Here is a 13219-nt window from a genome sequence, read left to right on the forward strand (position 1 = left end):
CTGTGTATTCTGGCCGAATCCCGGCGCGAAATCATTGGGGTCGGTGGTAATTGAGTTGTTCCTCGCAGTCAACTATGGGTTGCGGACCCGCGATGACAAAGGGATAACGCGCGGACGCGCAAGGAGTCGTGCGGAGACGCGCCCCTCGCGGAACTCAGTGGCCTGAATTCCGCGAGGGGGCAAAGGAAGGCAGAAAAGGAGCGGGTACTGTGCCGCGTGAGTACTCAGCGCGGCGTCGAGCTATTGCAGCTCAGCCGAGCCATCCCTTGATTGATTTGACCATGCTGGCGGTGGAGATGCCATAGCGGTCATGCAGCGTCGGCAGGGCGCCGGCGGAGAGAAACGCGTCGGGCAGGCCGACCTGGCGGAATGCGCAGGAGACGCCCGCGCGCATCAGTTCCGCGGCGACGGCTTCACCCAGCCCGCCTATCACGGTGTGATTTTCCGCGACGACCACGAGACGGCCGGAGCGCCGTGCTTCGCGCAGAATGGTTTGCGTGTCGAGTGGCTTGATGGTCGGCGCATGCAGTACACCCACGCCGATCCCATCTTTTTCCAGCGCCTTGGCGGTTTCCAGTGCACGCATCGTCATGAGGCCCGACGAGATGATCAGCACTTCGGCACCGTCACGGAGCATCTTTGCCTTGCCGAGTTCGAAGGTGTAGTCGTATTCGTCGAGCACGGCAGGTACATTGCCGCGTAGCAGGCGCGCGTAAACGGGCCCTTTGTGTGCGGCCATCGCGGGCACCATTTGCTCGATGTCGAGCGCGTCGCAAGGATCGATGACGGTCATGTTCGGCATGGCGCGCATCAACGCGAGATCTTCGGCGGCCTGGTGGCTCGGGCCGTAACCGGTGGTTAGTCCAGGCAACGCGCAGACGATCTTCACGTCCAGATTGTCTTCGGCAATCGCCTGATGCATGAAGTCGTAGGCGCGACGCGTGGCAAACACCGCGTAGGTCGTGACGAATGGCTGCGCGCCTTCGTGTGCGAGGCCGGCGGCAGCGCCCATCAGCAGTTGCTCTGCCATGCCCATCTGATAGTACCGTTCAGGAAATTCCTTGCCGAAGATGTGCAGGTCCGTATATTTGCCGAGGTCCGCGGTCATGCCGATAACGTTGGCCTTTTGCCGGGCCAGTTCCACCAGCGCGTGACCAAACGGCGCCGAGCGCGTGAGTTGTCCTTCACCGGCAATAGATGCGATCATCGCCGAAGTCTTCAGGCGCGGCTTGCTCATCGTTGCGTTGCTCATGCTTGTCTCCCAGCTTCCAGTGCTTCGAGTGCCAACTGCCATTCGTGCTCGTCCACGCGGATAAAGTGATTTTTCTCGCGCTGTTCGAGGAATGGCACACCGCGTCCCATACGGGTGTCGGCGATGATCATGCGAGGTTGCGCGCCGGGATGCTGGCGCGCGGCATCGAACGCGGCCGCTACTGCCGCGATGTCGTTGCCGTCCACGCGCTGCGTGAACCAGCCAAACGCCTGCAGTTTTTCGACGAGCGGCTCGAACGACATGATCTGGGTGGAGGGGCCGTCGGCCTGCTGGTTGTTCACGTCGACTATGGCAATCAGGTTGTCGAGCTTCCAGTGGGCGGCGGACATGATGCCTTCCCAGATCGCGCCTTCGTCAAGCTCACCGTCTGAAAAGAGCGTGTAGACGAACGAGCGTGAGCCCTTGCGCTTGAGGCCAAGGCAACGGCCAACCGCGATGGTCAAGCCGTGGCCGAGCGAACCGCCGGACATTTCCATGCCCGGTGTGTAGCTGGCCATGCCGGACATTGGCAGGCGGCTGTCGTCGCTGCCGTAGGTTTCGAGTTCTTCCGGTGGCAGGATACCGGCCTCCAGCAACGCCGCATACAGCGCGATCGCGTAATGCCCGTTGGACAGCAGAAAGCGGTCGCGCTCTTCCCACTCGGGGTCTGCGGGGCGGTAGTTCATCGCACCGAAGTAGGCGACGGCCAGTACGTCGGCAATGTCGAGCGCCTGGCCGATGTAGCCTTGGCCCTGCACTTCACCCATCAACAGGGCGTTTCTGCGGATGCGGTAAGCGTGCTCGGCAAGAGCTGCCGTGTCGGCAGTGGATGGACTGTTCATGTCGTCTCCTGTGATCAGTCGGAATGGTTGAAAGAGAACGCAGCGTTAGCGGTTCACTGATTTCGCGGGGACGGGGAAGACGAGGCAGGCCCCGAGCGCGATAGCCAGCGAGATAAAAATGAGCCCGGCGGTCGACTTGCCGGTCAGGTCGTTCAGCCAGCCCACGATGGCTGGAGAGAAGAAGCCTGCGAGATTGGCGACGCAGTTCACCGCCGCAATACCGGCTGCGGCGGACATGCCACCCAGCAAAGCCGTGGGCAAGGACCAGAACTGCGACGATGCGGCGAGGATGCCGGCTGCCGCGATGCTCAAGCAGACGATTGCAGCGGGCACGCTACCCAATGCAGGCAGGACCGCGAACGCCGCGGCTGCTACCAGCATCGGCACGGCGAGATGCAGCCTGCGCTCGCGGCGCCGGTCCGCGCTCATGCCAATCAAAGGCAACGCGATAATGGCGCACAGGTAGGGGATCGCCGTGAACGCGCCCACCCATAGTGGGTCGGCGACACCGGATTTGCGGATGATGGTCGGCAGCCAGAAGGTCAATCCGTATTGGCCGAGCACGACGCAGAAATAGATCGCCGCCATCAACCACAAACGACGGTCGGCGATAAACGATTTGATCGAGATATGGGCGACCGTGTACGCGTTGTCGTTGGCGACGTTGCGGGCCAGCAGGGTCTTTTCGGTTTCCGTCAACCACTTCGCCCTGGCAATGCTGTCGTCGAGATACAACAGGATCGCGATACCCAGCACGAGCGAAGGCAGCGCTTCGAGCAAGAACAGCCATTTCCAGCCGGATAGACTCAATGTGCCTTGCAGCGAATGCATGATCCATCCCGACAGCGGACCACCAATCATTCCGGCAAGCGGGATCGCCATGAAAAACAACGAGAGCGCTTTGGCGCGACGCGCAGCGGGAAACCAGTACGTCAGGTAAAGGATCACACCAGGCGCAAAACCGGCTTCTGCCACGCCAAGGAGAAAACGCAGCACGTAAAAGACCGTGGGGGACTTGACGAAGATGAAGCTGGCTGAGATCGCCGCCCATGTCAGCATGATCCGCGCGAGCCACTTGCGGGCGCCGACGCGATGCAGCACCAGATTGCTTGGTACTTCGAACAGAAAGTAACCGAGAAAGAAGATACCTGCACCCATGCCGTAGACCGTTTCGCTGAAACGCAGATCGTTGAGCATCTGCAGCTTGGCAAAACCCACGTTGACCCGGTCGAGATACGCGCCGAGGTAGCACAGCATCAGAAACGGGATGAGGCGCCGGCTGACTTTCGCATAGGTGCGCGACTCGAAGCTGGTCGACCCGGTTTGCACGGGCACGTCGGCCACCATCGACGAAGCGCTGTACTTCGTTTTCATGTCTGTCTCCTGCCGTGGCCCCGGGTTTGCCCGGGTGCCCGGGATGCCATGTCCCCTGAACAACGGGACGCTGACATCAGTGAATGAGCATGCCGCCGTTCACGTCGAGCGTGATACCCGTCAGGTAGGTAGACAGATCGCTGACGAGGAACAGGCACGCGTTGGCGACATCGGCCGCGTCGCCGAGACGGCCGAGGGGAATCCCCTTGAGGATGTCGACGCGCATCTCCGCAGTGAGCTTGTCGCCGGTGATGTCCGTCTGGATCAGGCCTGGCGTGATGGAGTTGACGCGAATGCGATCGGGGCCGAATTCACGCGCCATCGCGCGTGCCAGACCGAGCACGCCCGCTTTTGCCGCGCTATAGTGCGGACCGCCGAAGATCCCGCCGCCGCGTTGCGCCGAGACGGAGGACATGCAGACGATGCTGCCGCCTTTCTGTTCTTTCATGACGGGCAGCACGGCCTGCGACATATATAGCGTACCGCGCAGATTGACGTCGACGATGGCGTCGAAGTTCTCGCCGCTGATATCGAGCGTGCGCACTGGCTGGGTAATGCCCGCGTTGTTGACGAGGCCGTCGATGCGCCCATAGCGGTCAAGGGTCGCTTTGGCGGCTGCCACACACGCGGCCTTGTCGGTGACGTTGCAGGCAAGGCCGAGGTGACCTTCGCCGAGATCGGCAGCCGCCTGCTTTGCGTCTTCTTCACGCAGATCGAGAATCACGAGGCGTGCGCCCTGCGCGGCGAGGGCGCGCGCGGTTGCCTTGCCGATTCCGCGCGGCGAAGCCGCACCCGTGACGATTACGACCTTGTTCTCGAGCAGCATGGTTGTCTCCTGACTGTTGATGTGATGGCCGAAGTTTCTACTTCGTCCGTAATCGCATCAACGAGGTACGGCTCAACTATGCTTGAGAAATTTTCAGGTGACGTGCTGCGGGAAGGCCTAAACCGATCGTTCCATCTGACCGATCTCCCGCTCGATCCACGCAATGAAGCGCATCACACGCGGCAACTCGGCGTTTTGCGGTGGATACACGAGGTGATGCGCGCCCACTTCGACTGCGTGCGTGCTGTCGAACACCGGCACGAGTGTGCCTTCCTTGATGCGCACCGACGCCAGCATCTGGCTCTCCAGTGCAATGCCGAGTCCGAGCGCGGCGGTCTCGAGCGACATGTAGGAACGGTCGAAGGAGAAGTCGAAAGTCTTGTGCGCCGCGGAAACGCCGGTGCGTCCGAACCATTGCTTCCACTGCACGAGCGGCGTCTCCGAGTAGATGAGCCGGTGCTTCAGCAGGTCTTCGGGGGTTTCCACCGGGTTGTTTGCCAGGTAAGCAGGCGAGGCCAGCGGCGCGATGAATTCGCCGCGCAACGTTCTGACTTCCACGTCGCGCCAGTTGGCATAGCCGTGGCGCAGATCGATGTCGTAATAGCCGCTGGTAAACGATACGTCCTCATACGAACACGCGAGGTTCAACTGGATATCGCCGTTGGCCTTCTGGAACGACTCGAGACGCGGCAGTAGCCACATCAGCCCGAAGCTGGGACTGGAATGGACGCGCAGGATCTGCACGTCTGCACGGCTCGACGCACGTTCCGTGGCGCGGCTCAGGTCCGCGAGTGAGCCGGTGACGTCGGACAGATAACGCTCGCCCGTGGGCGTGAGCACGAGCCCACGGCCCGAACGGTAGAAGAGGGCCTGGCCGATGATCGACTCGAGATTGCTGATCTGATGGCTGACCGCCGATGCGGTGAGTCCCAATTCTTCAGACGCGCGGTTGACGCTCTTGGTCCGCGCCACGCTCTCGAAAGCGATGATGGCTTTCACCGGTGGAATGCGCATAGTGAATTTTTTTCAGATGCAGTTGAATGAAACCGCCTTGTTCGCACGCCATCTGCACTGCCATTCTGTCGACAAGCCGCACGATTCCAGAGCCATGTTGCTCCCGCTCTCGACCCAGCACATCACAGGCTGGCAACGCGGCAAAACCATACACATAAATTGCGCAGTGCAACAACTGCGCAGGAGACAGCAATGGATTATCCCATGCCCGAGCAGCGTTACTTGCTGACTGCCCGCTCGATCGTCAAGAGCTTCGGACCTACCAATGTATTGAAGGGCTTCGATCTTTCCATCGCGTCCGGCGAAGTGCACGCATTTCTGGGTGGCAACGGCGCGGGCAAATCCACGCTCATCAAAATCATCTCCGGTCAGTTCGAACGCGATGGCGGCGAACTCGAATTCGACGGACAGGCGATTGGCGCATCCGTTGGCGGACAGGTCGCGGCGGGCACCATCGCGGTGGTCAATCAGGAACTGGCGCTGCTGCCGCATCTGTCCGTGGCGGAAAACATTGCCATGCCGCGCTTGCGTCGCGGGACGGCGAAATACAGCGAGCGTGCGTCGCTCGCGCTCGCCATTGAAGCGCTTTCGCTGATCGACCCGCACTTCGGACGCGAATCAGCGGACCGGCCCGTCAGCAGCTTGACGCTGCACGAACGTCAGCTGGTGGAGATTGCCCGCGCGCTTGGCTCCGGCGCGAAATTGCTGCTGCTCGACGAGCCGACTGCGAATCTCACCGCGGCGGAAACGGGGCGGCTCTTCGCGGTGATACGCCGCCTGATTGCGGACACCGGCCTTGCCGTGCTGTTCGTGTCGCACCGGATGCGCGAAATCCGGCAAATTGCCGACGTCTGCACGATCATCCGCGACGGCAAGACCGCGGTTGACCGCGTCGCACTGGATGCGATCACCGATCGTGAAATTGTCGAATGCATGGGACAAAGCGTCGTGATGGACGATGCTGCAGCAAAGAGTGCCGAGGCGGCGGAGGCCGTCCGTTCAGATCAAACCGCAGTCTCGCAGGCATCCCATGCCGTGCATGGCGGCACGCTTCGCATCGAGCGGGATGGTGTGTCCATCGAAGCGCCGGCCGGTGCGATCATCGGCCTCGCGGGTGCGCCAGGCGGTCCCTCTTCGCTGATCGACGCACTCACCGGCATGGCGACCACCGGCGCGTGGATCATCACGCGTGACGGCACGCGCGTCAGCTATGCGCATCCTTCAGCGGGCGCACGCGACGGTGTGGGCTTCGTGTCGGGCGATCGCTCGAACAAGGGCATTCTCGCGACGCTGCCGATCGTCGACAACCTCGTCGCATCGTCACGCGTGATCAACCGGCGCAACGTCGTGGGACGCGCCGAGATCGAACAGGGTACGCAACTCCTTGCAGCATTGAAGATTCGCGCGGGTTCGCTATGGGACCTGCCCGCAACCCTGAGTGGCGGCACGCAGCAAAAGCTGTTGATCGCTCGCTGGCTGTTGCTCAAGCCGCGATTGCTGGTGCTCGAAGAGCCCACCCGCGGCGTCGATATCCGCACCAAGCGCGAAATCTACGCGCTGATCCGCAAGATGGCGCAACAGGGCACGACCATCGTCTGGTGGTCGACCGAATACATCGAACTGGTCGAACTGTGCGACACCGTGCTCGCTTTCGATCTGGATGGCAAGCCGACCGGCGTTCTACGGCATGCCGAGGTCAATGAAACCCAGCTCGCCAACGCGACAGGCATGGCCGCCTAGACCCGGTCAGCAATAACGATCTTTCTTTGGAGACAGTCATGAAATCAGTCACGCATTCCATCGTGGGGGAGCCCGCACGACACGGCGGCACACTGCGTCGCCTGTTGTCGGCTTATCGCACCGAGATTGCCATTGCGATTGCGATTATCGTGATCGAACTCGCGGTGGGCATGATCGTACCGGCAGCGCTCTCGGGCGGCAATATTTCCAACGTGACGCAAGCAGCAGCGCCGCTCGTCATCATGGCATTCGGCGTGCTGCTGGTGATCATCACAGGTGGCATTGATCTTTCGGTCGGGTCCGTGTTCTCGCTCACTGGCATGGTCACGGGTCTGGCGATGGCGCACGGCTACGGTGCGATTGCCAGCAGTTTCGCAGGGCTGGGAGTGGGCGTACTGATCGGCGCGATCAACGGTTTGCTCGTGACCTTCGTCGGGCTGGCGCCGTTCGTAGTGACGCTCAGTACGTATGCGATTGCGGGCAGTCTCTCGTTCATCGTGACCGATGGCCATTCGTTGCCCATCTCCAACGCCGACTATTACCTCCTCAATTCGGGCACGCTGATTCCGGGTCTGCCCAACTACGCGTTGTGGTGCGTGCTGCTGCTGGTGGCCATCGAATTCAGCTTGCGCAAGATCGTCGCGGGACGCTGGCTGTATGCGATTGGCAGCAGCAGTTCATCGGCGCGAGTGATCGGTATTCCGGTCAATCGCGTGCGGCTCGGGGCGTATCTGCTGTCGGGGCTGTTCGCTTCCTTTGCGAGCATTGTCAGCGTGTCGTACATCAGCAATGCGGAAGCCACGGCGGGATCGAGCCTTATGTTGCAGGCCATCGCTGCGGTCGTGATTGGCGGCGCGAGTCTGTTCGGCGGCACTGGCTCCGCAGTCGGCGCGCTGCTCGGCGCGCTGATGATCACGATTATCCAGAACGGCGCGAATCTCATCGGCGTCAACAGTTTCTGGCAAGGCACGGTGACTGGTGTCGTGATTCTCATTGCGGTCCTCGTGGATCGTGTTACCAAAGCCCGGCGTTGAGCACGGGGTCGTTCAAACTAGCAGTCAGGAGACAATGATGGACAAGCGCGCGTCACAATCAGGAAGCGGGTTTTCGGGCCGGCCATTTGCACGGATCATCGCGGCGTCGGTGCTGGCGCTCGCCACGACGCTCGCGTCGCAGATGGCGGTCGCGGCGGACAAGCAGACCATTGCTTATATCGCACCGTCGCTCGATATTTCGTACTGGCAATGGGTAGCCTACGGCGTCAAGCAACGCGCCGAGGAACTCGGCATGAACTACGTGGAGTTCACCTCGGAGAACTCGCCAGCCAAACAGATGGACAACGTGCGCACCGCATTGACACGCGGCGTCAGCGCCATCGTCATGGGCCCCGTGAGTTCGACCAGCACGCCGCCGGTGCTGCGCCTGCTGAAATCGAAGTCCGTGCCGGTCGCGTTCGCGGGCATTGGGCCTCAGAGCGGCGAATCCGACTACACGTCTGCTGTCACCGCAAACAACTACGACACGGGCAAGGCCGAGGGCGCGTATATCTGCAAGCTGGCCAAGGACCGTGGCAGCAACAAGGTGGCGATGCTGTCGTTGCCGCAGGATCGTGAAAACGCTCAGAAGTACATGAAGGGCGCGCAGGAGTCGTTCAAGTCCGACGGCTGCGATCTCGTGCAGGTGCTGGAAACGCACGGCCTTACCGTCAACGAAGCCGTGCAGCAGGCCAACGACGTGCTCACCGCGCACCCCGACGTGAAGGGCATCTACGGCATGTATGATGAAGCGGCCACGGGCGCGGCGAAGGCATTGCAGACTCGCGGTAGTGTCGGCAAGGTGGCGGTGGTCACGGCGGACGGCAGCCCGACCACCATCAAGCTGCTGCGCGACGGGCAGATTCAGGGCATCTTCCTGCAGGAAGCGGTGGGTCAGGGCATCGATGCGACCACGCAGGTTTTCAATGCGCTGAACCATAAGCCGACCACCCAGGAACTGGCGCTCAAGGAGCCGCTGGTGACGAAGGAGACGATCGACCAACCGGATGCACAGGCAACGGTAAAACGGGTCTACCCGCCCTCTGCCGGACAATATTGATACATCAGTGAGCGGCCACGGGTGTGCCGCTCGCGTCATGCGAGCGGCGCCCGAAAGCCATTCGACCTAAAACGAGAGACACTATGGACAACTTGCCCATCATTGACCCGCATCATCATCTCTACGATCTGAAGACCGGCAACTATCCCTGGCTGCAAGGGCCGATGCTCGAGCGCGTATTCGGTGACTACTCCGCGATCCGCAAAGACTATCTGATCGACGATTTCCTCGCCGATATCAAGAATCAGAACGTGGTGAAGACGGTGCATCTGCAGGTCGAATACGATCACAACGACCCGGTCGCCGAAACGCGCTGGTTGCAGGGCGTGGCGGACGTGCATGGCTATCCGCACGGTATCGTCGGTTTTGCAGACCTTTCAGCGCCGAATGCTCAGGCTGTGATCGAAGAACACTGCCAGTATGCAAACGTACGTGGGATCCGGCAGTGCCTGAACTTTCACCGCGATCCGGTGAAGACGTTCATCGAGCATCCGCACCTGATGAGCGATCCGCAATGGCGCCGCGGTTATGCGCTGCTTCAGCGTCACAACCTGTCTTTCGATTTGCAGCTCTACTACACGCAGATGGAAGAAGCGCTGCAACTCGCGCGTGATTTCCCCGCTACGCCGATGGTGCTCAACCACACCGGCATGCCGGTTGACAGGTCGCCTCAAGAGATAGAAGGCTGGAAGCGCAGCATGAAGATGCTGGCCTGGGCTGACAACGTATTCTGCAAGATATCGGGCCTTGGCATGGGTGACTGGCATTGGACGGTAGACAGCATTCGGCCGTTCGTACTGCACGCCATTGAAGCGTTTGGCGTGGAGCGCTGCATGTTTGCGAGCAACTTCCCGGTCGACAAACTGTTTAGCAGCTACGACGCGGTGTTCGATGCCTTCAAGGAGATCACCAGGGCGTTTTCTCCCGACGAGCGGCGCGCGCTCTTCCATGACAATGCGCAACGGGTGTACCGGCTTTGACGTGACGCAGACTGACGGCGCGCGAACAAGGCGCCGTCTTCTGGCGTGTTGCTCGCGCACCGTCAGGGGCATTTGACCCGCACCGTCATGCGGATTCGAGTGCATCCGTGATCAGGATGATCTTGCCCACATTGGCCGAGGACTCCATGCGGCGGTGCGCGTCGGCGGCATGCGCGAGCTTGAAGGTGCTGTCGACCACAGGCTCGAGACTCGCGCCGCCTGCGAAGCGATCGAGCCAGTGCTCGCGAAACCGCCGCACCATTGCGTGCTTTTCGTGCTGCGGACGCGATTTCATCACCGTGCCGATGATCTGCAGATGGCGATACAGAATCTGCTCCAGTTCGACGCCGACTTCACCGCCGCCCCCCAGGATGCCGACCTGAACCAGCCGGCCGCCGTGGGCGAGCGAAGCGATATTGCGGGCGAAGTAGGGCGCACCGACGAAGTCGATCACGACATCTACACCGCGTCCGTTGGTGGCCTTCGCGATCACCTCGGCGAAATCCTGGCTGCGGTAGTCGATGGTCACTTCCGCACCGAGTTGCGCGACGCGTTCCAGCTTGCTGCCTTCGGCGGTCGCGAAGATCGTCGCACCGGTCGCATAGGCGAGTTGCACAGCGGCCGAACCCACACCCCCTGCGGCCGCGTGAATCAGCACGCTGTTGCCACGCGTGAGACGCCCCAGATGCAGCATGGCTTCGTGCGCCGTGACGAACACTTCTGGAATCGCCGCAGCGTGCACGTAATCGAGCGCCGGGGGAATGGGCATGGCCATGCGATAGTCGATGCGCGCCAGCTCGGCATACGCACCGCCCCCCACCACGCCCATGACGCGGTCGCCTACCTTGAAGCCGCTGGTTTCGCTGCCGGCTTGGATCACTTCGCCAGCAATCTCGAGACCCATGATGGTGGAATCGCCAAAGTTCGGGCGGCCATACCCACCCGTGCGATGTGTGAGGTCAGCGCGATTCACGCCGGCCGCGTACACCCGCACCAGAAGATCCGTTGCGCGCACTTCTGGTGCGGGTGCGTCTGTTAGCTGGAGAACGTCGGCGTCGCCGAAATCCGTGAATGTGATCGCTTTCATGGTTAGTTATCCTGTGATTCGTTGAAGGTGGCCTGCGCGACGGCCGAAGCGGAAATGGCAGCGGGGAAGCCGGCGTAGAACGCGAGATGCGTAATCGCTGCCGACAGCTCCTCGGCGCTCACGCCGTTTTCACGCGCCCGGCGCAGATGGGCAGGCAGCTCGTCGAGATGGCCACCCGCGATCAGCGCGGCGACGGTAATCAGACTGCGGTCGCGTAAAGCGAGGGCCGGGTCGTTCCAGATCTGCGGATACAGCGTGTCGTCGACGAAAGCCGCGAGCTTCGGTGTGAACGCGCGTGCGGCTTCGCGCGGGCTGCTGAAATTGGCATGGGACATGATCGCCTCCGGATTAGATCTGGCTGATGAACTTGTTGGTGAGGTAGTAGCCGATACCTTCGGTACCGCCTTCCGAGCCGTGACCGCTTTCTTTCATGCCGCCGAACGGCAATTCGGTCGCCACGATGCGGTACTGGTTGATGCCGATCATCCCGGCTTCGAGGCCGTCCGCCACGTCGAGCGCCGTACGTGCGTTGCTCGTGAAGGCGTAGGCGGACAAGCCATAGGGCAGGCGATTCGCTTCCGCGAGGCCGTCCGTCAACGTGTCGAACGGCATTAGCACGGCGATGGGGCCGAAGGGCTCTTCGTGCATGACGCGCGCGTCCATCGGGACGTCGGCGAGCACGGTGGGCTCGAAAAAGAAGCCCTCGCCTTCGATGCGCTTGCCGCCTGCCAGCACTTTCGCGCCACGTGCCACTGCATCGGCCACCAGTTCTTCCATCTTCGCGAGTTGGCGCGGGTTGGCGAGCGGGCCGACCTGCGTGCCGGGCTGCATGCCGTCGCCTACGTTCAGTTCGCGGGCCGCTTGCACGAAGTGCTCGACAAATGCATCGTAGGCGCCGCGTTGAATCAGAAAGCGCGTCGAAGAGATACACACCTGGCCGGTACCGCGAAAACGGTTCGCTGCGCCTTCCACGGCGGCTTTCTGCACCTCGGCGTCGTCGAAGACCAGCACCGGGCCGTGGCCGCCGAGTTCGAGCGTGATGGGCTTCACGCCTTCCGCTGCACGAGCCGAGAGCAGGCGCCCGATCGGCACCGAGCCGGTGAAGGTGACCTTGCGGATGATCGGCGAGGCGATCAGATGCTTCGAGACTTCGTCGGGCACGCCGAACACCACCTGCAATACACCTTTCGGCAAGCCGGCGTCGTCGAGCGCGCGGGCCAGCGCGAGCGCGGTGGCGGGGCTTTCTTCGCCGGGTTTGATGACCACGCTACAGCCTGCGGCGAGCGCGGCGGAGAGCTTGCGGGCCGGCGTGATGGCAGGGAAGTTCCAGGGCGTGAAGGCGGCGACCGGGCCAATGGCCTGACGCTTGACGAGTTGCTGCACGCCGGGACGGTTCGACGGCACCACGCGGCCGTCGATGCGGCGCGCTTCTTCGGCGAACCATTCGAAGTAGTCCGCAGCACGCAGCACTTCGTCGCTGCTTTCGGCAAGCGGCTTGCCTTCTTCGAGCGTCATGAGGGTGGCGATGTGCACAGCGCGTTCGCGCATCAGATCAGCGGCCCGTTTGAGAATGCGTGCGCGTTCGGCCGGCACGGTATGACGCCAGACTTCGAAGGCGCGTTGCGCGACTTGCAACGCGTGATCGAGGTCGGCTGCGGTGGCGAGCGGCACGCGGCCGAGTTCGCGTTGCGTGGCCGGGTTGACCACAGCAGCGGTGTTGCGGCCTTCGGCTTCCAGCCATTTGCCGTCGATGAAAAGATAGAGTGGATCGTACGATGCGTTCATGATGACCTCCGATAGATGTGCCTGAGTTCCTGAAGGGTGGTGCTGGTTTCGTCGAGAAGCGTGAGCACCGGGTACGGAACAGAGTCTAGGAGTGGAGGGCGCATCGATTTAGAGGGGGACGGGGGAAACATACTTGTCCCGAACAGCAAAATCGCCCGGCGGCGCGCTGGCGGCTTGCGTCAAAAGGGTGCCCGATCCATCATGGGCGGCATGACCGGTTGCACC

The 13219-nt window shown here is 61.9% G+C and carries 12 protein-coding genes; 4 read left to right on the top strand and 8 right to left on the bottom strand.

Translation table 11 applies throughout. The features are described 5' to 3' along the window. Positions 1 to 250 precede the first annotated feature (250 nt). The 5 genes from D0B32_RS05565 to D0B32_RS05585 form a co-directional block, all read right to left on the bottom strand. Positions 251 to 1252, bottom strand: coding sequence for a transketolase family protein (locus D0B32_RS05565; protein WP_117332644.1), 1002 nt, complete (start codon positions 1250 to 1252; stop codon positions 251 to 253). Then, positions 1249 to 2094, bottom strand: coding sequence for a transketolase (locus D0B32_RS05570; protein ID WP_117332645.1), 846 nt, complete (start codon positions 2092 to 2094; stop codon positions 1249 to 1251). The genes D0B32_RS05565 and D0B32_RS05570 overlap by 4 nt, the downstream gene beginning before the upstream one ends. Positions 2095 to 2139: 45 nt before the next feature. Then, positions 2140 to 3468 carry an MFS transporter gene (locus tag D0B32_RS05575; RefSeq protein WP_117332646.1) on the bottom strand — a complete coding sequence of 443 codons (1329 nt, stop codon included), beginning with the start codon at positions 3466 to 3468 and terminating at the stop codon, positions 2140 to 2142. A gap of 76 nt (positions 3469 to 3544) precedes the next feature. Beyond that, on the bottom strand, positions 3545 to 4294 hold the full coding sequence (locus tag D0B32_RS05580) for an SDR family NAD(P)-dependent oxidoreductase (protein WP_117332647.1): 750 nt from the start codon (positions 4292 to 4294) through the stop codon (positions 3545 to 3547). Positions 4295 to 4411: 117 nt separating this feature from the next. Next, positions 4412 to 5308: a LysR substrate-binding domain-containing protein gene (locus tag D0B32_RS05585; RefSeq protein WP_117332648.1), complete on the bottom strand. Its 897-nt coding sequence runs from the start codon at positions 5306 to 5308 to the stop codon at positions 4412 to 4414. A 192-nt stretch (positions 5309 to 5500) separates the two neighbouring features. Between D0B32_RS05585 and D0B32_RS05590 the strand changes: the two genes are divergently transcribed. The 4 genes from D0B32_RS05590 to D0B32_RS05605 all read left to right on the top strand — a co-directional run bounded on the left by D0B32_RS05590 (position 5501) and on the right by D0B32_RS05605 (position 10122). Then, the gene (locus tag D0B32_RS05590) at positions 5501 to 7048 is read left to right on the top strand and encodes an ATP-binding cassette domain-containing protein (protein ID WP_259294887.1); all 1548 of its coding nucleotides are present in this window, start codon (positions 5501 to 5503) and stop codon (positions 7046 to 7048) included. A gap of 38 nt (positions 7049 to 7086) precedes the next feature. After that, entirely contained in the window at positions 7087 to 8082 is a 996-nt protein-coding gene (locus tag D0B32_RS05595; RefSeq protein ID WP_117332649.1) for an ABC transporter permease, read from the top strand. Between the two features lie 34 nt (positions 8083 to 8116). Further along, positions 8117 to 9142 (top strand): substrate-binding domain-containing protein, encoded by a 1026-nt coding sequence (locus D0B32_RS05600; RefSeq protein ID WP_259294888.1) that lies wholly within the window; start codon positions 8117 to 8119, stop codon positions 9140 to 9142. A 92-nt stretch (positions 9143 to 9234) separates the two neighbouring features. After that, positions 9235 to 10122 (top strand): amidohydrolase, encoded by an 888-nt coding sequence (locus D0B32_RS05605; protein WP_220444918.1) that lies wholly within the window; start codon positions 9235 to 9237, stop codon positions 10120 to 10122. Between the two features lie 85 nt (positions 10123 to 10207). Here D0B32_RS05605 and D0B32_RS05610 read toward each other — a convergent pair whose 3' ends face one another. Genes D0B32_RS05610 through D0B32_RS05620 form a run of 3 tightly spaced genes read right to left on the bottom strand, consistent with a single transcriptional unit; the run spans position 10208 to position 12994 of the window. Beyond that, on the bottom strand, positions 10208 to 11209 hold the full coding sequence (locus tag D0B32_RS05610; RefSeq protein ID WP_117332651.1) for an NAD(P)H-quinone oxidoreductase: 1002 nt from the start codon (positions 11207 to 11209) through the stop codon (positions 10208 to 10210). Between the two features lie 2 nt (positions 11210 to 11211). Next, positions 11212 to 11544, bottom strand: coding sequence for a carboxymuconolactone decarboxylase family protein (locus D0B32_RS05615; protein ID WP_117332652.1), 333 nt, complete (start codon positions 11542 to 11544; stop codon positions 11212 to 11214). A 13-nt stretch (positions 11545 to 11557) separates the two neighbouring features. After that, entirely contained in the window at positions 11558 to 12994 is a 1437-nt protein-coding gene (locus D0B32_RS05620; RefSeq protein WP_117332653.1) for an NAD-dependent succinate-semialdehyde dehydrogenase, read from the bottom strand. Between the last annotated feature and the right edge of the window lie 225 nt (positions 12995 to 13219).

Source organism: Paraburkholderia sp. DHOC27 (genome assembly GCF_003429005.1).
Classification (GTDB): domain Bacteria; phylum Pseudomonadota; class Gammaproteobacteria; order Burkholderiales; family Burkholderiaceae; genus Paraburkholderia.

Coding starts and splice junctions, on each gene's coding strand:
- D0B32_RS05565 (WP_117332644.1), bottom strand. CDS start 1,252: ATGAGCAACGCAACGATGAGCAAGCCGCGCCTGAAGACTTCGGCGATG.
- D0B32_RS05570 (WP_117332645.1), bottom strand. CDS start 2,094: ATGAACAGTCCATCCACTGCCGACACGGCAGCTCTTGCCGAGCACGCT.
- D0B32_RS05575 (WP_117332646.1), bottom strand. CDS start 3,468: ATGAAAACGAAGTACAGCGCTTCGTCGATGGTGGCCGACGTGCCCGTG.
- D0B32_RS05580 (WP_117332647.1), bottom strand. CDS start 4,294: ATGCTGCTCGAGAACAAGGTCGTAATCGTCACGGGTGCGGCTTCGCCG.
- D0B32_RS05585 (WP_117332648.1), bottom strand. CDS start 5,308: ATGCGCATTCCACCGGTGAAAGCCATCATCGCTTTCGAGAGCGTGGCG.
- D0B32_RS05590 (WP_259294887.1), top strand. CDS start 5,501: ATGGATTATCCCATGCCCGAGCAGCGTTACTTGCTGACTGCCCGCTCG.
- D0B32_RS05595 (WP_117332649.1), top strand. CDS start 7,087: ATGAAATCAGTCACGCATTCCATCGTGGGGGAGCCCGCACGACACGGC.
- D0B32_RS05600 (WP_259294888.1), top strand. CDS start 8,117: ATGATGGACAAGCGCGCGTCACAATCAGGAAGCGGGTTTTCGGGCCGG.
- D0B32_RS05610 (WP_117332651.1), bottom strand. CDS start 11,209: ATGAAAGCGATCACATTCACGGATTTCGGCGACGCCGACGTTCTCCAG.
- D0B32_RS05615 (WP_117332652.1), bottom strand. CDS start 11,544: ATGTCCCATGCCAATTTCAGCAGCCCGCGCGAAGCCGCACGCGCGTTC.
- D0B32_RS05620 (WP_117332653.1), bottom strand. CDS start 12,994: ATGAACGCATCGTACGATCCACTCTATCTTTTCATCGACGGCAAATGG.